Annotated in this window: 19 protein-coding genes; 10 read left to right on the plus strand and 9 right to left on the minus strand. The window is 71.8% G+C overall.

The annotated features are described in order from the left end of the window. Positions 1–146: 146 nt before the first annotated feature. The 4 genes from IG94_RS0113225 to IG94_RS0113235 all read left to right on the plus strand — a co-directional run bounded on the left by IG94_RS0113225 (position 147) and on the right by IG94_RS0113235 (position 2,787). The gene (locus IG94_RS0113225) at positions 147–671 is read left to right on the plus strand and encodes a GNAT family N-acetyltransferase (protein ID WP_031034999.1); all 525 of its coding nucleotides are present in this window, start codon (positions 147–149) and stop codon (positions 669–671) included. 118 nt (positions 672–789) lie between these two features. Further along, the gene (locus IG94_RS0113230; protein WP_031035001.1) at positions 790–1,095 is read left to right on the plus strand and encodes a DUF4229 domain-containing protein; all 306 of its coding nucleotides are present in this window, start codon (positions 790–792) and stop codon (positions 1,093–1,095) included. A 140-nt stretch (positions 1,096–1,235) separates the two neighbouring features. After that, positions 1,236–1,337: a putative leader peptide gene (locus IG94_RS44185; protein WP_317633923.1), complete on the plus strand. Its 102-nt coding sequence runs from the start codon at positions 1,236–1,238 to the stop codon at positions 1,335–1,337. Between the two features lie 100 nt (positions 1,338–1,437). After that, entirely contained in the window at positions 1,438–2,787 is a 1,350-nt protein-coding gene (locus IG94_RS0113235; RefSeq protein ID WP_031035003.1) for a dicarboxylate/amino acid:cation symporter, read from the plus strand. 59 nt (positions 2,788–2,846) lie between these two features. Here IG94_RS0113235 and IG94_RS0113240 read toward each other — a convergent pair whose 3' ends face one another. Continuing rightward, complete coding sequence (locus tag IG94_RS0113240; protein WP_031035006.1) at positions 2,847–3,296, minus strand: VOC family protein; 450 nt, start codon at positions 3,294–3,296, stop codon at positions 2,847–2,849. A 114-nt stretch (positions 3,297–3,410) separates the two neighbouring features. On the opposite strand from IG94_RS0113240, the gene IG94_RS0113245 reads away from it, so the two are divergent. Beyond that, positions 3,411–4,166: a TetR/AcrR family transcriptional regulator gene (locus IG94_RS0113245; RefSeq protein ID WP_031035008.1), complete on the plus strand. Its 756-nt coding sequence runs from the start codon at positions 3,411–3,413 to the stop codon at positions 4,164–4,166. On the opposite strand, the gene IG94_RS0113250 is transcribed toward IG94_RS0113245, so the two are convergent. Both IG94_RS0113250 and IG94_RS0113255 read right to left on the minus strand, forming a co-directional pair. After that, a complete protein-coding gene (locus tag IG94_RS0113250) occupies positions 4,151–5,110 on the minus strand; it encodes a MaoC/PaaZ C-terminal domain-containing protein (protein ID WP_031035010.1) in 960 nt (319 codons plus the stop codon). The two genes, IG94_RS0113245 and IG94_RS0113250, sit on opposite strands and share 16 nt — an antisense overlap. Then, entirely contained in the window at positions 5,110–6,438 is a 1,329-nt protein-coding gene (locus tag IG94_RS0113255) for a 3-oxoacyl-ACP reductase (protein WP_031035013.1), read from the minus strand. The genes IG94_RS0113250 and IG94_RS0113255 overlap by 1 nt, the downstream gene beginning before the upstream one ends. Before the next feature lie 92 nt (positions 6,439–6,530). Between IG94_RS0113255 and IG94_RS0113260 the strand changes: the two genes are divergently transcribed. Both IG94_RS0113260 and IG94_RS0113265 read left to right on the plus strand, forming a co-directional pair. Beyond that, the gene (locus tag IG94_RS0113260) at positions 6,531–7,817 is read left to right on the plus strand and encodes an acetyl-CoA C-acetyltransferase (RefSeq protein ID WP_031035015.1); all 1,287 of its coding nucleotides are present in this window, start codon (positions 6,531–6,533) and stop codon (positions 7,815–7,817) included. A gap of 275 nt (positions 7,818–8,092) precedes the next feature. After that, a complete protein-coding gene (locus IG94_RS0113265; protein ID WP_031035017.1) occupies positions 8,093–10,018 on the plus strand; it encodes an AMP-dependent synthetase/ligase in 1,926 nt (641 codons plus the stop codon). 148 nt (positions 10,019–10,166) lie between these two features. Here the strand turns inward: IG94_RS0113265 and IG94_RS0113270 are convergent, their stop codons facing one another. Both IG94_RS0113270 and IG94_RS0113275 read right to left on the minus strand, forming a co-directional pair. Next, positions 10,167–10,823, minus strand: a complete 657-nt coding sequence (locus IG94_RS0113270; protein WP_031035020.1) for a class I SAM-dependent DNA methyltransferase — start codon at positions 10,821–10,823, stop codon at positions 10,167–10,169. Positions 10,824–10,978: 155 nt separating this feature from the next. Further along, positions 10,979–11,182: a cold-shock protein gene (locus IG94_RS0113275; RefSeq protein ID WP_003974443.1), complete on the minus strand. Its 204-nt coding sequence runs from the start codon at positions 11,180–11,182 to the stop codon at positions 10,979–10,981. A gap of 292 nt (positions 11,183–11,474) precedes the next feature. On the opposite strand from IG94_RS0113275, the gene IG94_RS0113280 reads away from it, so the two are divergent. Further along, positions 11,475–12,323 carry a menaquinone biosynthetic enzyme MqnA/MqnD family protein gene (locus tag IG94_RS0113280; RefSeq protein WP_031035022.1) on the plus strand — a complete coding sequence of 283 codons (849 nt, stop codon included), beginning with the start codon at positions 11,475–11,477 and terminating at the stop codon, positions 12,321–12,323. A 75-nt stretch (positions 12,324–12,398) separates the two neighbouring features. Then, the gene (locus tag IG94_RS0113285; protein WP_224326544.1) at positions 12,399–14,189 is read left to right on the plus strand and encodes a serine/threonine-protein kinase; all 1,791 of its coding nucleotides are present in this window, start codon (positions 12,399–12,401) and stop codon (positions 14,187–14,189) included. 107 nt (positions 14,190–14,296) lie between these two features. Here IG94_RS0113285 and IG94_RS0113290 read toward each other — a convergent pair whose 3' ends face one another. After that, a complete protein-coding gene (locus IG94_RS0113290; RefSeq protein WP_031035027.1) occupies positions 14,297–18,883 on the minus strand; it encodes an FtsK/SpoIIIE domain-containing protein in 4,587 nt (1,528 codons plus the stop codon). 261 nt (positions 18,884–19,144) lie between these two features. Here IG94_RS0113290 and IG94_RS0113295 point away from each other — a divergent pair, with 261 nt between their 5' ends. After that, entirely contained in the window at positions 19,145–19,447 is a 303-nt protein-coding gene (locus IG94_RS0113295; RefSeq protein WP_194963037.1) for a WXG100 family type VII secretion target, read from the plus strand. A 90-nt stretch (positions 19,448–19,537) separates the two neighbouring features. Here the strand turns inward: IG94_RS0113295 and IG94_RS0113300 are convergent, their stop codons facing one another. From IG94_RS0113300 to IG94_RS0113310, 3 genes are read right to left on the minus strand one after another with little or no spacing between them, the layout of a single operon-like run. Continuing rightward, positions 19,538–20,254 (minus strand): hypothetical protein, encoded by a 717-nt coding sequence (locus IG94_RS0113300; RefSeq protein WP_052410671.1) that lies wholly within the window; start codon positions 20,252–20,254, stop codon positions 19,538–19,540. Between the two features lie 40 nt (positions 20,255–20,294). Next, entirely contained in the window at positions 20,295–21,206 is a 912-nt protein-coding gene (locus IG94_RS0113305) for a hypothetical protein (RefSeq protein WP_031035033.1), read from the minus strand. 40 nt (positions 21,207–21,246) lie between these two features. Further along, positions 21,247–22,497: a membrane protein gene (locus tag IG94_RS0113310; RefSeq protein ID WP_031035036.1), complete on the minus strand. Its 1,251-nt coding sequence runs from the start codon at positions 22,495–22,497 to the stop codon at positions 21,247–21,249.

Below are 22,497 nucleotides of genomic sequence, written 5' to 3' on the forward strand. Positions count from 1 at the left end.
CCTCGGCTGCGGGCCGGTGGGGGCCGGTCGCGCAGTTCCCCGCGCCCCTTTGGGCATGTCCTCACGCCTGCCGACAGGGGCCGGGACTGTCCCGACTCTGGGGCGCGGGGCTGAACGGGTCCTTGCGTAATGGTTACCATGGCGACGTGTCCCTTACCTTCACTCTCGACCCGGCAGTCACCCCCGACCTCCGCGACGGCGTGCTCGACCTGTGGACCGACGTGTCCAACGCGGGCGGCGCCGTGGCCTTCGTGCCGCCCGTGACGCGCGAGGAGGTCCGCCCGGCGCTGGTCAAGCACCTGGTCGGCATGGCCGAGGGCGGCACCCGCCTGCTCGTCGGCCACGACGAGGAGGGCAGGGTCGCCGCCACCGCGTTCCTCGTACTGAACACGCACCGGCTGATGACCCACTGGCTGTGGCTCTACACGGTCATGGTCCACCCCCGCCACCAGGGCCGCGGCTACGGCCGGGATCTGATGGCCGCCGCCGCGGACGCGGCCCGCACCGTCGACGGCGTCGAGGCGATCCGCCTCACCTGCCGCGGCGGACTCGGTCTGGAGCGGTTCTACGAGTCCTGCGGCTACAAGGAGGTCGGCCGGGTCCCCGCCGCGATCCGGGTGGCGCCGGGCGACGACCGCGACGACGTCTTCATGCTCCTGCCGCTGACCTGACTCCCGCCGCCGATCGCGACCCTCCCGCGACGGGCCCTGACCCCCCTGCGGGACCGGCACCCCGGCATGTTTCACTGGACGGTGCCCCTTTGTGCCGGAAACGGAAGAGTGGATTGAGATGCTCCGCTACACGCTGATGCGCCTCGGGATCTTCGTGGGCTGCCTCGTGGCCGTCTGGGGTCTCGTCTACGCCGGAGTCTTCCCGCGCGGCCTCGGCGACTCCAACGGCATGTGGATCCTCCTGCTCGCCCTGCTGATCTCCGCCCCCATCAGCTACGTCGCCCTGCGCAAGGAGCGCGACCGCGCCTCGGTGCGGGTCGTGCGGCGCGTCGACCGCATGAAGGCGAACCTGGACGCCAACCGCGGCCAGGAGGACCTCGCCGACGACGCGGCGCGCACCCAGGGCCAGGCCTCGGCCTCGTAACACCCGTCACACACCGCCCGCCCCGGCTTCCTCATCCACAGGGAAACCGGGGCGCTTTGCGTTGTGCGGGCGGTGGTCCACCCCTGCCTCTCAAAGTGAGGCTTTGAGTGTCCCAAAGTGCCGGTGTTAAAGTCGTGTGCATGAACCAAGCAGCCGCGCCGACCTCACCGCAGCGCCCGGCGCTCGTGGCGCGCCTGCACGTGGACCTCTGCCGGTGCGCGTCCGCGAACTGTCGCCCCTGACGTTCCCCCTCATTCCGCCGTCCTCCACGTCCCCCAGCGTCGATCCGCGTCTCACCACGTCAGCTCAGCGCAACCCCCGCGTCCCGTCCCCTTACGGAGCATGTCCGTGTCCTCTTCCTCGTCTCCCTCTTCCTCACCGGTGTCCTCGGTCACGAAGTACCTCAAGATCCCTTTCTGGGCGCAGATACTCGCCGGTCTCGTGCTCGGCGTGCTGCTGGGCTGGCTGGCCCGCAGCCAGGACATATCCTGGCTGGTCACCACCTTGGAGAAGGTCGGTGACACCTTCATCGGCCTGCTGAAGCTGGCCGTCGCCCCGCTCGTCTTCTTCGCGATCCTGGTGTCGATCACCAACCTGCGGAAGGTCAACAACGCGGCCCGCCTGGCGTCCCGCACCCTCCTCTGGTTCATGGTCACGTCGCTGATCGCGGTGGCCATCGGCCTCGTCATCGGCCTCGTCACCAACCCCGGCTCCGGCACCGGCCTCACCCCGGCCGACGGCGCCAAGCCCGAACACACCGGTTCCTGGATCGACTTCCTGACCGGCATCGTGCCGACCGACGTCATCACGCCGTTCACCGAGCTGAACGTCCTCCAGATCGTCTTCATGGCCGCCGTCGCCGGTATCGCCGCCCTCCAGCTCGGCGAGAAGGCCCAGCCGATCCTGAACCTGAGCGAGTCCGTCCTCGAACTCCTCCAGAAGGCCCTGTGGTGGGTCATCCGCCTCGCCCCGCTCGGCACCGTCGGCCTCATCGGCAAGGCCATCGCCACCTACGGCTGGGACCTCCTCGGCAAGTACGCGACCTTCACCGCCGACATCTACGTCGGCTGCGCGATCGTCATGTTCGTGGTCTACCCGACGCTGCTGGCCACCGTCGCCAAGGCGAGCCCGCTCCAGTTCTTCAAGGGCGCCTGGCCCGCCATCCAGCTCGGCTTCGTCTCCCGCTCCTCCGTCGGCACCATGCCGCTCACCCAGAAGGTCACCGAGCGCCTCGGCGTGCCGAAGGAGTACGCGTCCTTCGCCGTCCCCTTCGGCGCGACGACCAAGATGGACGGCTGCGCCGCGGTCTACCCGGCGATCGCCGCGATCTTCGTCGCCCAGATCTTCGGCATCGACCTGGGGGTCGGCGACTACCTGCTGATCGCCTTCGTCTCCGTGGTCGGTTCCGCCGCCACGGCCGGTCTCACCGGCGCCACGGTCATGCTCACCCTGACCCTCTCCACCCTGGGCCTGCCCATGGAGGGCGTCGGCCTCCTCCTCGCCATCGACCCGATCCTGGACATGATGCGCACGGCCACGAACGTCGCCGGCCAGGCGCTGGTCCCGGTGATCGTCTCCGCCCGCGAGGGACTGCTCGACCGCAAGGCCTACGACGAGGCCCACGCCTCGCCGATCGACGAGCCGGAGCGGAAGCGGGAGCAGGAGCCGGAGCCGGTTCCGGCAGCCGCCTGACCGCCGGCCGGCCCGACAGGACCCGACGCCCCGCACCGGCACCCGGTGCGGGGCGTCCGTCACGTGCCGGGCCGCAGCTCCTCGGCCAGCCCGACGATGACCCCCGCCGGGCCCCGCAGGTAGCAGAGCAGGTAGCTGTCCTCGAACCGGGCGATCTCACCGACGAGTTCACCGCCGTGCGGGCGCAGCCGGGCCACGGTGTCCCCGAGGTCGTCGACGGCGAACATGACGCGGTGCGTGCCCAGGACGTTGTGCGGCCGCTCACGGGGCCCGTCGCTGATCGCGGTGGGGTTGTGGTATTCGGACAGCTCCAGCCGTCCGTGGCCGTCCGGCGTCCGGAGCATCGCGATGTCGCAGCGGACGCCGTCGAGGCCGGTGCACTGGTCGGCGAAGAGGCCCTCGACCTGGCTCCTGCCCTCCAGTTCCATACCGAGTTCCTCGAAGAACGCGACCGCGGCGTCCATGTCGTCGACGACGATGCCGACGTTGTCCATCCGCTGAACCGCCATGCCGGTCTCCTCTTCCCGTCCGGTGCGGCCGGGTGCGGCCGCTCAGCCCGACGATCCCACCAAAGCCACTGCGCCGCGGGCCGTCGGCGCCGAACGGACCGTACGCTGATGCGCATGGGTGCCCAGAAGACCACCAAGCGGATGCCGCGCGCGGTCCGCGAGCAGCAGATGCTGGACGCGGCCGTGAGCGTCTTCGGACAGCGCGGTTACATGGCGGCGTCGATGGACGAGATCGCCGAACTCGCCGGCGTCTCCAAGCCGCTGGTCTACCTCTACCTGAACTCGAAGGACGACCTCTTCACCGCCTGCATCCGCCGCGAGGCCCGCGCCCTCACCGACGCGGTGCGGGCCGGGGTACGGCCGGGGCTCTCGGCCGACGGGCAACTCTGGTCGGGTCTGCGGGCGTTCTTCACCCACACCGCCCGGCACCCGGACGCCTGGCGGATGCTGCACCTGCACGCCCGTACGCACGGCGAGCGGTTCGCGGCCGAGGTCGCGGCGATGCGCGCGGACATCGTCGCGTTCGTGACGCAGCTCATCGCGGCGGCGGCCCGGGACGCGCACCAGGACCCGCACCTGCCCGAGGGCGAGGTCGCGGGGCTGGCCGAGGCGCTGGTCGGGGCCGCCGAGTCGCTGGCCGACTGGGCGGGCGCCACCGAGGGCGTCGGCGCGAAGCAGGCGGCGGCGACCCTGATGAACTTCGCCTGGGCGGGCCTGGGCGACCTGATGGCGGGGCGGCCGTGGTCGCCGCCGGAGGAGGACCCCGACCCGGTCACCGAACCGGTCACCGACCCGGTCACCGAACCGGTCACCGACCCGGCTCCGGATGCCGCGCCGAAGCTCCGCCCCGTGGTTCAGGCTGCCGGATAGGGCGCCACCTCGCCGGACACGTGCAGCCGTCGGCCGTCTCCGCCGCGCATCTCGAAGCGGCCGTCCCCGGCCCCGTACGTCACGGTCCCCGGCAGCAGCACCGGCGCCCGGAACCGCGCCCGGACCGCGGCCGCGTCCGGTGTCCCGTGCTCGGCCAGGCACCGGGCCACGGTCCACATGCCGTGCGCGATGGCCCGCGGGAAGCCGAACAGGCGGGCGGTGAGCGGGTGCAGGTGGATGGGGTTGCGGTCACCGGACGCGGCCGCGTAGCGCCGCCCGACGTCACCGCCGAGGGGCCACTCGGCGAGGGCGGGCAGGGGTGCGGGCGGCTCGGCGGAGGGCTCCTCGGGAGCGTGCGCGGCGGTGGTGCGGTGCCGGGCGAGATAGGTGCTGCGGGACTCCCACACGGGGTCCGCGCCGGCCACCCCGGTCACCCCAGCCGTCCCGGCCACCCCAGCCGTCCCCGTCGCGCCCCGCGCGGACGCCGCGCCCCTTCCGGCCGCCGCGCCGGGGCGCACCTCCGTGACCACCGACGCCTCGGTCCCGCGCCGGTGGGCGGCCAGGCCCTCGACGTACACGCTGAGTTCGTACGTGCCGGTCGCGGGCATCGGGGCGCGCCGGGTGACGGTGATCGACGTGTGGACGAGGCCGAGCAGGGGCAGTGGGAAGTCCCGGCCGCTCATCAGGCGCATGGCCAGCGGGAAGCCGAGGACGTGCGGGTACGTGACCGGGAGGGCGTCCGCGCCGGTCGCGAAACCGCAGACCCGCTCGTAGGCCGCCAGCTTCGCCAGGTCGATGCGCAGGCCGGGCAGGACGAGGCGGGTGCGGGGGAAGTCCGCGTCGGAGCGGGGGCGTTTGAGGGGCGAGAGCAGGGCGCCGCGGGCGAGGAGCGGGGCGAGGGCGGGCGCGCCGGTGAGGGTGGCGGCGGGCGTCGTCGTGGTCATCACGCCCCCAGCAGGCTCTGGCCGCAGACCCGGACGACCTGGCCGTTGACGGCGCCGGAGGCCGGGTGGGCGAGCCAGGCGATGGTGCGGGCGACGTCGACGGGGAGGCCGCCCTGGGCGAGGGAGCTCATGCGGCGGCCGGCCTCGCGGATGAGGAGGGGGACCGCCGCGGTCATCCTGGTCTCGATGAAGCCCGGCGCCACCGCGTTCACCGTCACCCCGTGCCCGGCGAGCGCGCGCGGCGCGAGGGAGCGGACCAGGCCGACGACGCCGGCCTTGCTGGCGCCGTAGTTGGTCTGGCCCGCGTTGCCCGCGAGCCCGGCGATCGAGGCCGTGGCCACGATCCGCCCGCCCCGGTTGACCGCGCCCGCCGCGAGCAGCGCGTCGGTGGTGCGCAGGACGCCGGCGAGGTTGACGTCGAGGACGGAACTCCAGCGGTCGGCGTCCATGTTGACCAGGCGCCGGTCGCGGGTGATGCCGGCGTTGTGGACCAGGACGTCGAGCCCGCCGGGGACGGCGGCGGCGATGCGCTCGCCCGCGTCGGCCGCCGTGATGTCGAGGGCGAGGGCGGTGCCGCCGAGGCGTTCGGCGGCCCGGCGTGCCTCGTCCTCCGCCTGCGGCACGTCGAGGACGACGACCTGGGCGCCCTGCCCGGCCAGCGTCTCGGCGACCGCCGCGCCGATGCCGCGCGCGGCGCCGGTGACGAGGGCGGTGCGTCCGGCGAGGGGGAGTTCCCAGTCGTCCGGGGCGGTGATGCCGCCGTCGGCCGCCGCGTCCGTCGCCTCCCCCGCCGCCGTCCCGACCTCGATCACCTGCCCGCTGACGAAGGCGGAGGCGGGGGAGAGGAGGAAGCGGAGGGTGGACTCGGCGGCGACCGCGTCGGCACCGGTGACCCGGACGAGGTTGACGGTCCTGCCCCGCCCGATCTCCTTGCCGAGCGAGCGGGTGAAGCCCTCCAACGCCTGCTGGGCGGCGGCCTGGTGGTGGTCGGCGGCCTCGGGCGGGGTGCCGAGCACCACGACGCGCCCGCCGGTCGTGACGGACCGCACGACGGGATGCAGGGCGGCGTGCACCTCGGCGAGCGCGTCGACGTCCCGTACGCCGGTGGCGTCGAGGACGACGGCGGCGGGCCGGCCGTTCTCGTCGGCGGCGAGGCCGGTGCGGGCCAGGACGGGGGCGAGGCCGAGGTCGCTCTTCCCGGCCGTGAGGTGCAGCAGGCCGCCGTCGAGGGCGTCGCGCCGCAGCGGCGCGGGCTGCGGCAGGCCGAGCCGGCGGGTGAGGAAACGGCCCGGTGCGGTGCCGGTGAAGCTGAGATAGCGGTCGGCCATGTCCTGATCTCCCCAACGGTTGCCGCGCTCTACTTACTCTGGAGTAAGGTTACCGGAGGTAATCCTATGGCACGGGTGAGGAGCAGGTCGAGATGAGCCCATCGGCACCGGGGTCGACGCGCCGCGTCGCGGTCATCGGCGGAGCACGCGTCCCCTTCGCCCGTTCCGACGGGCCGTACGCCACCGCCTCCAACCAGGAGATGCTCACCGCCGCCCTCGGCGGCCTGGTCGAGCGGTACGGCCTCGAAGGGCCGGGCGCCGTCGGCGAGTTCGTGGCCGGCGCGGTCCTCAAGCACAGCCGCGACTTCAACCTCGCCCGCGAGACGGTGCTCGGCTCCGCCCTGGACCCGCGCACGCCCGCGTACGACATCCAGCAGGCCTGCGGCACCGGCCTCCAGGCCGTGATCGCCGCCGCCAACAAGATCGCCCTGGGGCAGACGGAGTCGGCGGTCGCGGGCGGTGCCGACACCGCGAGCGACGCCCCGCTCGGCGTCAACGACCGCCTGCGCCGCATCCTCCTGGAGGCCCGCCGGGCGAAGTCCCTCGGCGGCCGGGCCAAGGCCCTGGCCGGGATCCGCCCGGGCCACCTGGTCCCCGACATCCCGCGCAACGCCGAACCGCGCACCGGCCTGTCGATGGGCGAGCACGCCGCGGTGACCGCCCGGGCCTGGGGCATCGCCCGCGAGGACCAGGACGCGCTGGCGGCGACGAGCCACCGGCGGCTGGCGGCGGCCTACGAACGCGGCCTGTTCCAGGACCTGGTGGTCCCCTTCCGGGACCTGGCCCGGGACCAGAACCTGCGCCCGGGCTCGACGGTGGAGAAACTGGCCGCCCTCAAGCCCGTGTTCGGACTCGACGCCCCCGGCCCCACGATGACCGCGGGGAACTCGACACCCCTGACGGACGGCGCGGCCACCGTGCTGCTGGCGAGCGAGGAGTGGGCCGAGGCCCGGGGCCTCGAACCGCTCGCGTACCTCACGGCGTACGAGACGGCGGCCGTGGACTTCGTCGGCGGCGACGTGGCGGGCGGCGAGGACGGGCTGCTGATGGCCCCGGCGTACGCCGTCCCGCGGATGCTGGAGCGGGCCGGCCTCGGCATCGAGGACTTCGACCTCGTCGAGATCCACGAGGCGTTCGCGTCCCAGGTCCTCGCGACGCTCTCCGCCTGGGAGAAGCGGGGCCTGGCGCCCGTGGACCGGGACCGGCTCAACGTGGCGGGCTCCTCCCTCGCCACCGGCCACCCCTTCGCCGCCACCGGCGCCCGGATCGTGGCGACGCTGGCCACGCTGCTCGCCGAGCGGGAGGGCCCGGGGCGCGGCCTGATCTCCGTCTGCGCGGCGGGCGGACAGGGCGTCACGGCCATACTGGAACGAACGTGACCTACCCTCAGGTAACCCCCGAGCTTGCACACACCCGACGCGGGACCGCCCCCGAACACGCACCAACTTTCCACTCCGGCGCCGTACGATCCCGAGACTGACCGCCGGTGACTCCCCCTGTCCGCGGAGCCCGGCGGTGGACGCCTCGGCGCACGGGACGGGGATGAACGCACCGGCGCGCGAGGCACGTACGTCATGCAGCAGAGCACAGCAGCGACAGCAGAAGCAGTCCTTGCTGGAAGCAGTGACCTTGCTGCACGTCCCAGGAGCCGCCCGTGTCCACCCCGCTTCCGTCCTTCGCCGCATCCGCCGCCTACGCCGACTCGCCCGGTCCCACCCTGGTGGCGCCCGAGACCCGGCGGCTGGACGGAGCGGTGCGGGAGGCCTACGTACCGCCGTTCGCCCCGCCGGTGCGCCGCGGGTCCCTCGCCGACCTGCCCTTCGACAACGCGGCCGCGGTGCCGGACCAGGTGGTCCTCAGCCGCCGCTCGCCGGACGGCGACTGGTCCGACGTCACGGCGGCGGAGTTCGCCGCGCAGGTCCTGGCGGTGGCCAAGGGCATGATCGGGGAGGGCCTGATGCCGGGCGACCGCATCGCGGTCATGGCGCGGACGACGTACGAGTGGACGCTCCTCGACTTCGCCGCGTGGGCGGCCGGCCTGGTCACCGTCCCGATCTACCCGACCTCCTCCCTCTTCCAGACCCGCTGGATCCTCCAGGACTCCGGCGCCGTCACCCTGGTCACCGAGACCACCGCGCAGGCCGCCGCGCTCGGTCCCGAAATGGACCGCATCCCCGACCTGAAACACCTGTGGGTGATGGAGAAGGGTCACGTGGAGCGCCTGGCCGAGCTGGGCGGGCGGCTGCACGACGCCGAGGTGGAGGTGCGCCGCGGCATGCTCGGCCCGGGCACCCTGGCCACCCTGATCTACACCTCCGGCACCACCGGCCGCCCCAAGGGCTGCGTCCTGAGCCACGGCAACTTCTTCGCCGAGGTCGACAACGCGATCGAACTGCTCTACCCCGTCTTCAAGGCGGAGACCGGCGAGGAACCCTCGATCCTGCTCTTCCTCCCCATGTCCCACGTCTTCGGCCGCATGGTCGCCGTGGCCTGCGTCCGCGCCCGGGTGCGCCTGGGGCACGCGCCGAGCCTGAAGCCGGACGACCTGCTCCCCGACCTGGCCGCCTTCCGCCCGACCTGCCTCCTGACCATCCCGTACATGCTGGAGAAGGTCTTCAACACCGCCCGCGCCAAGGCCGAGTCCGGCGGCCGGGCCACCTCCTTCGACCGCGCCGCCTCGGTGGCGGTGCGCTACGGCGAGGCCAAGGAGGCCCGCCAGACCGGCACCGGCAGCGGTCCCGGCCGGGGCCTGCGCACCGCCCGCTCCCTCTACGACCCCCTCGTCTACCGCAAGATACGCAACGCGATGGGCGGCCGGGTCAAGTACGCCATCTGCGGCGGCTCCCCGCTCGGCCGCCGCCTGGCCGCCTTCTACGCCGGGGCCGGCATCGACATCTTCGAGGGCTACGGCCTCACCGAGACGACCGCCGCGGCCACCGTGACGCCGCCCCTCCAGCCGCGCCTGGGCACCGTCGGCTGGCCGCTGCCCGGCACCCGCATCCGCATCGCCGCCGACGGCGAGGTCCTCGTCGCGGGCGACCAGGTCCTGCACGGCTACTGGGACCCCCAGGCGGGCGTCGTCCCGGCCGCCCCCGACGGCTGGTTCGCCACCGGCGACATCGGCAGCCTGGACGACGAGGGCTATCTGACGATCACCGGCCGCAAGAAGGAACTGCTGATCACCGCGGGCGGCAAGAGCGTGGCTCCGGCCCCGCTGGAGAACTGGCTGCGCTCCCACCCCCTCGTCTCCCAGTGCATGGTCCTCGGCGACCGCCGCCCCTACGTCTGCGCCCTGTTCACCCTCGACCCCGACGGCGTCACCCACTGGCGCCGCATGAACGGCAAGCACCCGGTGCCGCCGGAACTGCTGACCGACGACGAGGACGTCCACGCGGTGCTCCAGCGCGCGGTCGACGAGGCCAACAAGCTGGTCTCCCGCCCGGAGTCCATCCGCCGCTTCGCCGTCCTGCCCAGGGACTTCACCGAGTGGGAGGGCCACCTGACCCCCTCGATGAAGCTCCGGCGCGAGACGATCATGCGGGACTTCGCGGGGGTGGTGGACGGGCTGTACGAGGGGTAGCCCGCTCCGGGGATCCCCGGCTTCGGGTTCCTGGCCGTGGGGTCCCGGCTGTCGGGTCCGGGTCGTGGGGTCCTGGCCGTGGGGGCTCGGCTGTCGGGTCCGGGTCGTGGTCCTGGCCGCGGGGTCCTGGTCGGGGAGGTATCCGGCCTCAGCGCCGGGCGATGAGACAGGCCTGCGGGACCTTCGCGGAGGCGTCGCCCTCCTGTATGCGCACCGTCCGCGACAGCACCGTGAACCCGGCCTCCTCCAGCAGCCCGGCCATCGGCTCCGGCCGCCGCCGCTCGAAGTCCAGGGCGACCGGATGACCCCACGGACGGTCGTGGTGCTGTGGCTCGTCCCCGACCTGGAACCCGACGAGCAGGTGCCCGCCCGGCGCCAGCACGCGCCGCACCTCACCGAAGAGGTCCGGCAGCCGCTCCCACGGCGTGTGGATCGACGAGTACCAGGAGACGGCCCCCGCGAGCGCTCCGTCGGGCAGGTCCAGCTCCATCATCGACCCCCGCTCGAACCGCAGCCCCGGATTCTCACGGCGCGCGATCTCCAGCATCGACGCGGACAGGTCGAGCCCGAAGACCCGCAGACCCAGCGACGCGAGGTACCCGGTGACCAGGCCGGGCCCGCAGCCCAGGTCGGCCACCCGCCCCTCCGTCCCCACCAGCTCGGCGAAGGCGCCCAGCAGCGCCCGGTCCAGCGGGGCGTCGGCGAGCACGGTGCGGAAGCGGTCGTGGTAGTCCTCGGCGACCGCGTCGTAGAAGGTCCGGGTGGTGGCCACGAAGGCGGGATCGGTCATGTCGGGAACGGTCATGACGGTACCCTAGCGGCGGCCACTGACATGGGCCCCAGCGACGGCCACTGACACCGGTGCGGGCGGGAAGCCGCGTAGAACTCGTGAAAAGGGCCGAAAAGGGCAGGAGCCCCGTCGCCGAAACCGGCGCGGGGCTCCTTGGGTACTGCTGTCAATCAGACAGGAGTGACATTCTCCGCCTGCGGGCCCTTCGGACCCTGCGTGACGTCGAAGGACACCTGCTGGTTCTCCTCGAGGGAACGGAATCCCTGAGCGTTGATCGCGGAGTAGTGGACGAAGACGTCCGGGCCGCCGCCTTCCTGGGCGATGAAACCAAAGCCCTTTTCGGCGTTGAACCACTTCACGGTTCCGGTAGCCATAAGCCCTCCTTGGGCCCAAAGGGTTGCCCTGCTCCAGAACCAGCAAGTGTGAAGATGTTAAATTCCGCACAACTGCATACGCCTGAGAACGACGAGAGCCCGCGGTCACATGCTCCGCAGGCTCTGTACTGCAAGGGAAACCAAACTGCAACTTGCTGTGAGCCTAGCACGCAGGCCCCCCGGCGCAACAGAGGCCAAGATCACTTCACCTGAACGTTTGAACAACTGCGCCGTTCGGCTGACCCCGGGGGTCGGGGCCGGGCCGATACACAGGGAGGTCTAGCCTCGCGATGTGGATAATTCTCGCACCCGGCCGCGTGTCGGCCACATCCAGTTCCTGAACTGCCTGCCCCTGTACTGGGGGCTCGCGAGAACAGGCACGCTCCTCGACTTCGAGCTGACGAAGGACACCCCGGAGAAGCTCAGCGAGCAGCTGGTGCAGGGCGATCTCGACATCGGTCCGGTCACCCTGGTCGAATTCCTCAAGAACGCCGACGACCTCGTCGCCTTCCCCGACATCGCCGTCGGCTGCGACGGCCCGGTGATGTCGTGCGTGATCGTCTCGCAGGTCCCGCTGGACCGGCTGGACGGCGCCCGGGTCGCCCTGGGCTCGACCTCCCGCACCTCCGTACGACTCGCGCAGCTGCTCCTGGAGGAACGCTTCGGCGTCCAGCCGGACTACTACACCTGCCCGCCGGACCTGAGCCTGATGATGCAGGAGGCCGACGCGGCAGTCCTCATCGGCGACGCGGCCCTGCGCGCCAACATGATCGACGGCCCGCGCTACGGCCTCGACGTGCACGATCTGGGCGCGCTGTGGAAGGAGTGGACGGGCCTGCCGTTCGTCTTCGCGGTCTGGGCGGCCCGGCGCGACTACGCGGAGCGCGAGCCGGCCATCACCCGCAAGGTGCACGAGGCATTCCTCGCCTCCCGCAACCTCTCCCTGGAGGAGGTCGACAAGGTCGCCGAGCAGGCGGCCCGCTGGGAGGCCTTCGACGAGAAGACCCTCGCGAAGTACTTCACCACCCTCGACTTCCGCTTCGGCGGCCCGCAGCTGGAGGCGGTCGGCGAGTTCGCCCGCCGGGTCGGTCCCACCACGGGCTTCCCGGCGGACGTCGAGGTGGAGCTGCTCGGCAGCTGACGCGCCCGGGGTGCCCCTCGCGGCGGCCCACTACCCTGCTGGCAGACACCGGCGTACGGGGGAGGGGTGGACGCCATGCGGGACACCGTGCGGCCGCTCGATGCCGACGAGCCCACCGTCGTGGGGCCCTACCGGCTCCTCGGGCGGCTGGGCTCCGGCGGCATGGGCCGGGTCTACCTGGGCCGCAGCGCCGGCGGACGCACGGTCGCGGTGAAGATCGTGCACCCGCACTTCGCGCTGGACGAGGAGTTCCGCACCCGCTTCCGGCGCGAGGTGGAGGCCGCCCGGCGGGTCGGCGCCGCCTGGACCGCGCCGGTACTGGACGCGGACCCGGACGCGCGCGTGCCGTGGGTCGCCACGGCGTACGCGGCCGGCCCCTCCCTGACGGCGGCCGTCGCGGACGGCGGCCCGCTGCCCGCCCACTCGGTACGGGCACTCGGCGCGGGCCTCGGCGAGGCGCTGGCGGCCGTGCACGAGCTGGGCCTCGTCCACCGCGACGTGAAGCCGTCCAACGTCCTCCTCACCCTCGACGGCCCCCTCCTGATCGACTTCGGCATCGCCCGTGCCTCTGGGGGAGGCACGGCCTCGCTGACGTCGACGGGCGTGTCGATCGGCTCGCCCGGCTACATGTCGCCCGAGCAGATCCTCGGCAAGGGCGTGACGGGCGCCGCGGACGTCTTCTCGCTGGGCGCGGTACTGGCGTACGCGGCGACGGGCCGGCCACCCTTCCCCGGGGACTCGTCGGCCGCGCTGCTCTACAAGGTCGTCCACGAGGAGCCCCGGCTGGACGGCCTGGACGATCTCGACAGATGTGATGGTCCCGGCGGTGGGCTGCGTGAGCTGGTCGCGGCCTGCCTGGCCAAGGACCCGGCCGCCCGCCCGGCGCCCGGTGAGGTGGCCCGGCGGCTGGCCCCCGAGGGCGCGGCCCGGCTGGTGACCGGCGGCTGGCTGCCGGGGGCGCTGGTGGAGCAGGTCAGCCGCAGCGCCGTACAGCTGCTCAATCTGGAGGCGGCGGAGTCCGCGCCGGGCCCGGGGGCGGGCGCGGGGTCCGTGACGGCGTCGGGTCCGGTGGGGTTCAGCCGGTCGTCGGTGACGGCGGAGGGCGGGGCCGCGGGAGCCGCGGGGGCGGCGGCCGGTGTCTTCGGGCCCCCACCGGTGATGCCACCGCACACCCCGCCCCCGTCGCTCTCGCCCTCGTCGCCCTCCCCGCCGGGCTCCGTCCCGGGGCAGCGGAACGCCGCCGGGCGGAGTGCCGAGCAGGTCGGCGACCGGGCCGCCGGGTCCGCGCCCGACCGGCTGGCCCTCTCCGTCGAGGCGACCGCAACCCGGGGCGCCGGGGGACGTGGCCGGCGCCTCAGCTGCACCGTGGCGCTCGCGGTGGCGGGCGCGCTGGCGGCGGTGACGGTCGGCTCGGTGTTCGTCCTCGACCTGCTGCCGGGCGGGGGCAAGGACGCCAACGACTCCGGCGACAGCGCCCCCGCCGGGCGCCCCCCCTCCGCCTCGGCCTCCACCGGCAGCCTGCCCCAGCGCTACGTCGGCACCTGGGAGGGCCAGGCCGCCGCCCTGGAAGGCAAGCTCCCGCTGGGCACCTTCCGCATCACGATGAAGCGGGTGAACGTCGGCCAGGAACTCGGCAGGCTGCACCAGACCGACGCGCTGGGCGGCGTCTGCGTCGACGTGCTCACCCTCAAGAAGGTGACCGGCAAGCAGATCGTCGCCGGGTCCGTGGGCGCCGAGGGCAACCACGACGGCTGCAACCCCGCCCCCACCACGGTCACCTTCGCCCCGGTCGGCGACGACCTCGACTACGCGTCGCGCAGCGAGGAGTCGGGCCGGCCGGAGGCGCGGCTGTCGAAGATCGGGTAGCGGGACCGGCGGCCGGCCGGGGGAAGGGGAGGCCCCGGTTCCCCGCCGCCCCGTCCGTCCCGGCTCGGCCGTCCCGCCTCTGCCGATCCTCCTCCTGCCCCCTCGGCTCAGCCCGGGACCACGACCGTGCGCAGTTCCCCGTCGCCGAGGTGGAGCATGCCCTTGCCCGGCGCGACCTGGCCGCCGACCATGCCGCGCGAGATGCGCAGGCCGATGAGGTCGCCGCTGGAGGACTCCTGCGGGGAGAGCAGGATGCCGCGGCGGGCCTTCTTGGCGTCCACCTGCCACCCGGAGAAGCCGCTGCACACGTCCTCCTCGTCACCGGCGATGACGAGGGCGAGGCCGCGTTCGGCCCCACGGGACACGATCTTCTTCATCTGGCTCTCGGCGTCGCAGTCCTCCAGGATCTCGCCGTCGTCGATGAGCACGGCGATCGGCTCCTCCGGGCTGGCCTCGTCGATCAGCTCCTCGAACTCGTCCTCGTCGATGTCGTCGCCGGTGAAGACCTTCAGTACGCCCTCCCTGCCGTCCAGTTGCCGTACCGGTGACTGACGGGGCGCCGCGACGACCAGGCGGGTGCCCTGGGCCAGGAGCGACTGGGCGACGTTCATCAGCACCGTGGAGCGGCCCGACTTGGCGGGCCCCGCGATGACGAACGACGGCACGCCGTCGGCGAGGTCGGGCCCGAAACCGACGATCTCGTCGCCGCCGATGCCGATCAGCGCCCACAGCTTGGAGCGGGACGACTCCGGGTCGCGCATCTCCCAGGCATCCGGGAAGGCGATCCGGCTGGGCAGGCTGTCGACGCGGAACGGCCGCCGGGCACGCGGCACTTCGGCGTCGCGGGCCGTGGCGGCCTCGCCGATGGCGGTGATCGCCGCCGCCTGGCCCTGTCCCGTGGTGTCCTCGGAGAGCAGCGCGAACTGAGTCTCCGTACCGGCCTCGTTGCGGAAGGCGCGGCCCGGCGGGATCTCCTCGGGCACCTTGCGGGTCGGGATGCCGAGGGCGGAGAAGTCGCCGCGGTCGGCCAGGCGCAGACCGTACTTGTCCTCGGTGAGGGTCGCGATGCGTCCCACGAGCAGCGTGCGGTCACCGGTCAGGACCAAGTGGATGCCGACACTGGCGCCTTCGCGCATCATCGTCTGCAACTCGTCGGTCAGCGACCCGTGGTCGACCTCGCCGAGGGTGGGCACCCAGCCCTCCCACCGGTCGAGGAGCACCACGATGTGCGGCAGCCGCTCGTCCTCCGCCACCGAGGTCCGCTGCTCGCCGATGTCCGCGAACCCCGCGTCGGCCAGCAGGTCCTGCCGGCGGGACAGTTCGCCCTTGAGCCGGTTGACGAGGCGCACCACCCGCTCGGTCTGGTTGCGGCCCACGACCGCGCCGCAGTGCGGCAGCCGGGTCAGCGCGTTGAGAGCGCCGTTGCCGCAGTCGATGCCGTACAGGTGGACGTCGGCGACGGAATGGGTGCGGGCCAGCGAGCCCGCGATGGTGCGCAGCACCTGCGAACGGCCGCTGCGCGGGGCACCGCCGATCATCAGGTGGCCGAAGCTCGCGAAGTCGACGACGACCGGGCGGCGAGCCTGGTCGGAGGGCAGGTCCTCGATGCCGAACGGGGCGGGCGGCAGCTTGCCCGGGGCGGCGCCGGCGAGGACCGGGGCGTCGATGTCGTCAAGCAGCAGCGTCTCGTCGAGCGCCGGCAGCCAGGGACTGTGCTGGGCCGGAATGCCCAGGGACCGGTTGGCGTCGCGCACCGCGTCCACGAGCACCTTGAGGTCGGTGACCTCGTCGTCCTCGCGGGCCTCCGTCTTCGGCTTGGTCAACGCCGCACGGCCCAGGTCCTCCCAGCCCAGCGCCCCGACCCACGGCGCGAGCGCGGCGGGGTCGGCGGCACCGGGGCGGCGGCCACCGACGCGCCCCGACTGGAAGGGAACCAGGGAGGAGTGGCCGAGCCGCACGTAGGCGCGCCCCGGGGTGTTCTTCGAGATGTGCCCGGCCTCGGGCGAGTCGATGACGTCGCTCGACTCGCCGCCGTCGGTCACGCGCAGCGCGATCCGCAGGTTGGTGTTGGCACGGATCTCGGGGGAGACCACACCGCTGGGCCGCTGCGTGGCGAGCAGCAGGTGGATGCCGAGGGAACGCCCTCGCTGGGCGATGTTGACGAGCCCGGTCACGAAGTCGGGCAGGTCGCGCACCATGGAGGCGAACTCGTCGATGACGATGAGCAGCCGAGGCACCGGAGCATGCGAGGGATCGCGTTTGACGAGATCCTGGTAGTCCTCGATGTCCTTGGCGTCGGCGGCGGCCAGGATGTGCTCGCGCCGCTTCAGCTCGGCCCCGAGCGACTCCAGCGCCCGCTCGACCAGGTGCGCGTCGAGGTCGGTCACCATGCCGACGGTGTGCGGCAGCTTCACGCAGTCCTTGAACGCCGACCCTCCCTTGTAGTCGACGAGGACGAAGGTCATGTTCTCGGGCGTGTTCGCCACGGCGAGCGCCGCCACGATGGTCTGCAGCAGCTCCGACTTGCCGGAACCGGTCGTACCGGCGATGAGGCCGTGCGGCCCGTCCTTGCGCATGTCGATGCCGAAGGGACCGTCGTACGACTCGCCGATGACGGCCATCGTCGACTGCCCGCCCATCCGCCAGCGGGCGCCGATCGCGTCGGCCGTCGGCGGCTCCAGCTGCAGCACGTCGAGGAGCCGGCTCGCCCCGGGCAGCGCGGAGTCCTCGGTCTCCCCGCTGATGTCCCGCAGCGCGGACATGGCACGCGCCAGCCGCAGGCACCAGGCGGACGTGACGAAGTCCGGCCGTACGTCGGTGATCCGCTCGACCCCCGCCTCCTCGACCCGCAGCCGCAGCTTCTCGGTACGAGCCCGCTGCTCGGTCTCGGCCGGGGCGCCCGTGTGCCACGCCTGGAACGACGGGAAGCCCCCCACGACCGGCTGCGCGGCCTGCACCTGCTCCTCGTCCTGCGGCCGGCCACTCTCCTCGGCCATCGGCTCGGCGACGACGAACGCCTGGCACTCACCCGGCAGGAACCGCTCCTCGGCGTCCAGGCAGACGGCGAACATCGACACGGCCGGCCCCTCACGCAGCAGCCGCACCACGCCGGGCAACGACCGCAGCCGCCGAGACCCGTCCCACACCACCACGATGTCCGGATCGCTGAAGCTGCTCCCCTGCGCCCCGCCGCCCTTCTGCTCCGCGGCCTTCTTGCGGGCGTCGAGGATCTGCGTCAGCTCGCCGATGCGGGCCCCGACGGTCTCGGCGTCGGTGCCGATGAGGACGTTGACGTCCTGTCCGCCGGAGGGCTTGGAATGCGGCAGCCACCGCACCCAGTCCCACCCGCTCTGCGCGGAGTTCTCACTCAGCACGTAGAACTGCACGTCCATGGGGCTGTGCAGCGCGGCGGTCTGCGCGACGGCCCACCGCCCGAGCGACCGCGCGGAATCCCCGGGCCCGGCGATGCCGACGACCCCGAGGGTGCGCAGCGACAGCGCGACGGGAGCGTCCTGGATCTTCCAGGTGACCTGCCGCCGGTGGTCGTCCTGCTCGGGATCGTCGAGCACGACCTCGGAGGCCAGTTGGCCGGTCCCCACCCGTACCAGCAGATGGTCCCGATCGGTGCGCCGCCGCTCCCACAGCCGCGTCCGCGGCCCGGTCCCGACGGAGAGCACGACCGCAGGATCCGGAATGGCCTGTCGCCGATCGTCCCGCTCGGCGACCAGCGCGTCCCGCGCGTCCTTCTCGATCCGCTCCTTCTGCTCCTCGTACTCCTTGACCTGCTTGGCGTGGGACTTGCGCCCGTGCTTCTTGTCGTTGAAGTAGTTGGCGAACAGCAGGATCGGGCTGAGCCCCGCCATGATCAGGTAGTACCACCGGCCGAACACGGCCACCGCGATGACGGCACCGACGAGCGGCGTCAGCGCCATCAGCCAGGGCAGCGGCCGGGCCTCGTACTCGCGGGGCGGCGACGGCAGCCGGAAGCTGGTCTGCCGCTGCGGCGGGCGCAGCCGCGGCGGCCGGTTGTAGTCGAGCCCGACCCCGTCCTCGGACCACTTGAGCGCGGCGTTGGGCGGCGCGTACCGGGCCAGCTCGACGAGCGAGTTCCCGACCCCGATCTGCCCCCCGAGCGGCCACTCCTCACTGTCCCGGTCCTTGACGGTCTCCCCGTCGAGGGTGACCTTCTCCTTGTCGCCGTGCACGACGACCTTGCAGGCCCCGTCGCTGGAGACGGACAGCGTCAGCGCCCGGGCCTCGACCTCGGGATCCTCGATCTTGACGTAGGCGGCAGGCCCACTCCCGATGTCGTACTTCCCGACCCCGAGCCGGTGCACGAACCCGGCCCCCGGCCCGCCGACGACCCGCAGCTCCACGAGCCCGGTGGGCTCCCCGGGCAGGCACCCGGACGGATCCTGGAGCGAGACGACGGCCCCCTCGCGCAACGGCGACCCGACAACGGTGGCCGAAGGATCAACGGCGTACCCGTCCACATAGACAAGCGGAGCGCCGCCGCTCCCGCCGCCGCCCTGCTGCCGCTGATGCCCGATCGGAATGACCTGCGCGCCCGAGACCCCGACCTGCTTGGCCAGCTCCTCGGCGATGTCCCCGACGGTGGACTCGGGATCGGCGTCGAGTACGACGTCGGCGGCACCCCCGCCGTACGGGTCGACGACGGTCAGAGTCAGTCGCACGCTTGTCCTCCCCAGGCGAGCCCACAGTCCCAGGCGACGATATCCGTCGCGTGTCGCGATACGGCAACAGGGATGCGCCCGGCCGTTCCCGAAGGCAACGCAGGGATGTGACACCACTGGCCTCCCCCGTAAGCTGCTGCCTCAAGAGCGGACGATCACACCGGCCAGCACACACGGCCGGTCCGACCGGTGCGCCGGTTCGGTCCGCAAACGAGGAGCCACGGGGGTTGGCCCTGCGGCGTTGTGAGAGGAAGCGGTCTCATGGCCAAGGACCTTGATGTCACATATGACGACATGCGGAGTGCGGCGAAGCACGTCGTGAAGGAGAAGGAAAAGCTCCAGGAGAAGCTCGACGGCCTCCGCAAGTACATCTCCAACCTGGTGGAGGGCGGCTACGTCACGAAGTCCTCCTCCAAGGCCTTCGACGAGAACTTCGACGAGTTCACCAAGGGCGCGAAGGAAACCCTCGACGGCCTCGACGGCATGGGCAACTACCTGACGACCGCCGCCGACAAGTTCGAGCAGATCGACGAGGAACTGGCGAAGCAGGCGCGGAGCAAGTAGCGCAGGCGGACGCCGAGCGGGACGCGGTGCGGCGGGGGATGCCACATGCCTCGCCGCACCGCTGCCGCGGGAACGGGTGAGGATGCGTCCTCAACCCGCCTCGTCGGCCGATGCTTCGGCCGGGTCGACGAAGGACACCGTCTGAAGAATGGCCTCCAGCATTTCGCAGAACTGCGGCCAGTGATCCACGTATGCCGTGAGAAGCGTGAAGACCGCGGTGAAAGGTCCTGTGGGGAACGGGACGTGCACTTGTATCTGCGCGGTGACGACCTCCTTGGCCTCTCCGTCGGCCGTGGCTTCCGGATTGATCCGGTACTCGCGCCATGTGATGCAGGCCACTGCCGGGCCGCACGGTAGATCCAGCCACCGGACGTCGTTGTGCTGCTCCGCCGACAGGGCCGCGACGATCCCCTGAGCCACGACGTCCGTGTTCGCGCCCTCGTGCTCCGTCGGGACCGCGGCCAGAGTGAAAGCGCACTGCGCGGCACCTTCCGACAAGTCGTGCCGGGTCTCGCCGCTGTCCGGCGCGAGGCTCTCGTCGGCGGTGGAGAACAGCCCCAGCGCGGCGTACGAGACACCGGTGTCCGTCAGGAGTTCCGCCAATGCCGCGTAGTACGGCGCCGCCGGGCCCCAGACGGAGTCGTCCCCCCGCGAATACAGCTCGCGCACGAAGGAGTCGGCACGCTCGGCCCGCCCCTCAGCGCTGTCGGCGAGCGGCAACGCGAAGAAGCCTTCCGGCGTGAGGAACCAGAGCGGGGGAGGCTCGGAAGGCGGCGCCGGAACAGCGTGATGCGAGAGAGAAGTCATCGTCTTGCGGGCTCGATTTCAGAGATGTGTGTGAACTTCGTCAGAAGTCGCCGGGGAGGTAGTCGTCGATGTCAACTCGCCGCCCTTCGGCGTCCAAGGTGACACGCACCTCTGCGATACCAAATGCAGGCGTCAGGCGGGCGGGTAGGAGGATCTCGGCTCGGAGGCGTCCCGTTGGGTTGCGGGTGATGTTCGCGGGCGCCGAGTCCGAGTTCTCATTCTCCGCAGTGAAATCAAGTACCGCCTGTCGCTGAGGGGGCGGGAGGGTTTCGAGTGGGATCAGATCACGCGGGGGCGCCAGATAGCGCATCAGCTGTTGCCGTCCGCTGGAGCACAACCTGCTCCACGACCCGTCCTTGAACGTGATGGTGAAGTCGTTCCCCTCCTTGAAATTGCGAGGAGTCACGGCTTCGATCTCGGTGAGAGGGCACTCCCAGATCATTTCGTCCTCGAAGACCCTCTCGCGTACGGAGAGCAGCACGACGACCAGTCTCTGATCCGTGACGATCAGATGAGTGTGGCCGTTCTTTCGTTTCATCCGGCCGGGGTCCAGCTGCCACGGAAGAGTACGGGCCCTCGTCATCGGCGCGGCCCACATCACGGGGAAGTCGTCAACCTCGTTGGTCGGCTCGTCAGGCGTGTCCTTACCCTCTTCGGAGGGTGCGACGCTGGTACCGGTGACATTGCCGCCGGCGGAGCTGAGCAGGGCCATCACTGCCACCCCCGCGACCTTGGCCGCGCCCAGCAGGGTCTTCTGGGCGGCCGAGCCTGCGCTCGTGTGCGGGGTGAAGGACGGCCCGGCGGGCCAGCCCGCCAGCTCGTGCTGAATGTCGTGGCGTTCGGTGTCCCGGAACCAGCGCATGCCCTTGACGCGTGACGCGGCTCCGGTGGCGAAGGCCACTGAAGACCGAGCAACCATGTTTTCGTCCGGATCCGGCTGCCAGATGTTCATCGCTATACGCTCTTCCTGCCCGGGAACTCTTGTCCTCTACTCAATCACCGGACACGGCCTGGCCGATGTGTGTCGCCACCTTCGGTGCAATTTTCAGGCTGCCGTCGAGGGCCCTGCCCACACCGCTGATCGGATCCATGTTCCCCTTGAAGAAGGTATTGATCCCCCTCGTGCCCAGCCACTGTCCTTCTTGGTAACCCGCGCTCACCAGTCCTCCCATCCGCGATGCCAGCCCACTGCCGGCGTGCGAGACCTCGAAGACGTTTTGGGCGCGGCCCCCGATCATCACCAAACCCGGCTTTCCCAGCCCCTCCGCGAGGTCCGCGGACTTCTTGCCGAATGCCATGAGGATGCGGGAACTGCCGATGTCCGTGTACTTGAAGCCCTTGCCCAGCAGGGAGGTCGTGGCCTTTGCAGCCCCCTCCGCGGCATCAACCGTTTTCCCGGCCACCTTGATGCCCTTGCCGAACATGCCGATGCCCGGCATGAGTCCCACGGCGTCCAGCCCGATGGTCGCCCAGCTCACGTCCGCGCCGGCTGCCATGGCGACGCCGTGGGTGGCCAGGGTGAGCCCGCTGCCGATCAGTGCGGCCGTACCGAAAATGGCTGCGAGGGGCGGGAAGGGGAGGGTGGCGATGGCCAGCATTCCCAGGACCGCGGTGATGTCGCTGAGTACGTCGCCGATCGCCTTGATCAGGTCGGCGTGCTCCTTGAGCCAGTCGCCGGTGGCGTCCCAGGCGTCGGAGATGCCCTTGCCCAGTTTGTCCCAGAAGCCGGGCTCGTTGGGTGCGAGGTCGCCGGCCTTGTCCAGCTCCTTGCCGATGAGGCGGGCCGCCTCTTTGAAGCGTTCCTCGAGGTCGTGAACCTTCTGGACGACCCCGTCGACGGCGCTGGACGCCTCGCCGAGTTCCTTGCTGCCCTTGCCGTCGGCCTTCGCCTCGGCGTCGGCCCTCTCGTCGAGCTTCTTCCCGGCCGACTTCTCCAGCCGGTTCGCCTCGTCCTGGAAGTCCTCCAGCTCGTTCGACCAGCGGTGCAGCGCGCGTGAGGCCTTGTCGAAGGACTCGAAGCTCTTGCGGATGAGCGGGGTGACGTCCTCGCCGACGTACTCGGTGAAGGCGATCGCGGTCTTGCCCTTCCAGGCACCGCACTCGATGCGCTCGAGTTCCCGCACGGCGGTGCCCAGATCACTGGCGAGACTGCCGAGCTTCTTGGCGAGGTCGCGGGTGTCATCGACGTTCCCCGGGGTGGGGTCCCAGCCGATGTTCGGGAACGCGGGACGCGTACCGGCCAC

It is taken from the genome of Streptomyces olivaceus, assembly GCF_000721235.1.
In the GTDB taxonomy this organism is placed as follows: Bacteria; Actinomycetota; Actinomycetes; order Streptomycetales; family Streptomycetaceae; genus Streptomyces; species Streptomyces olivaceus.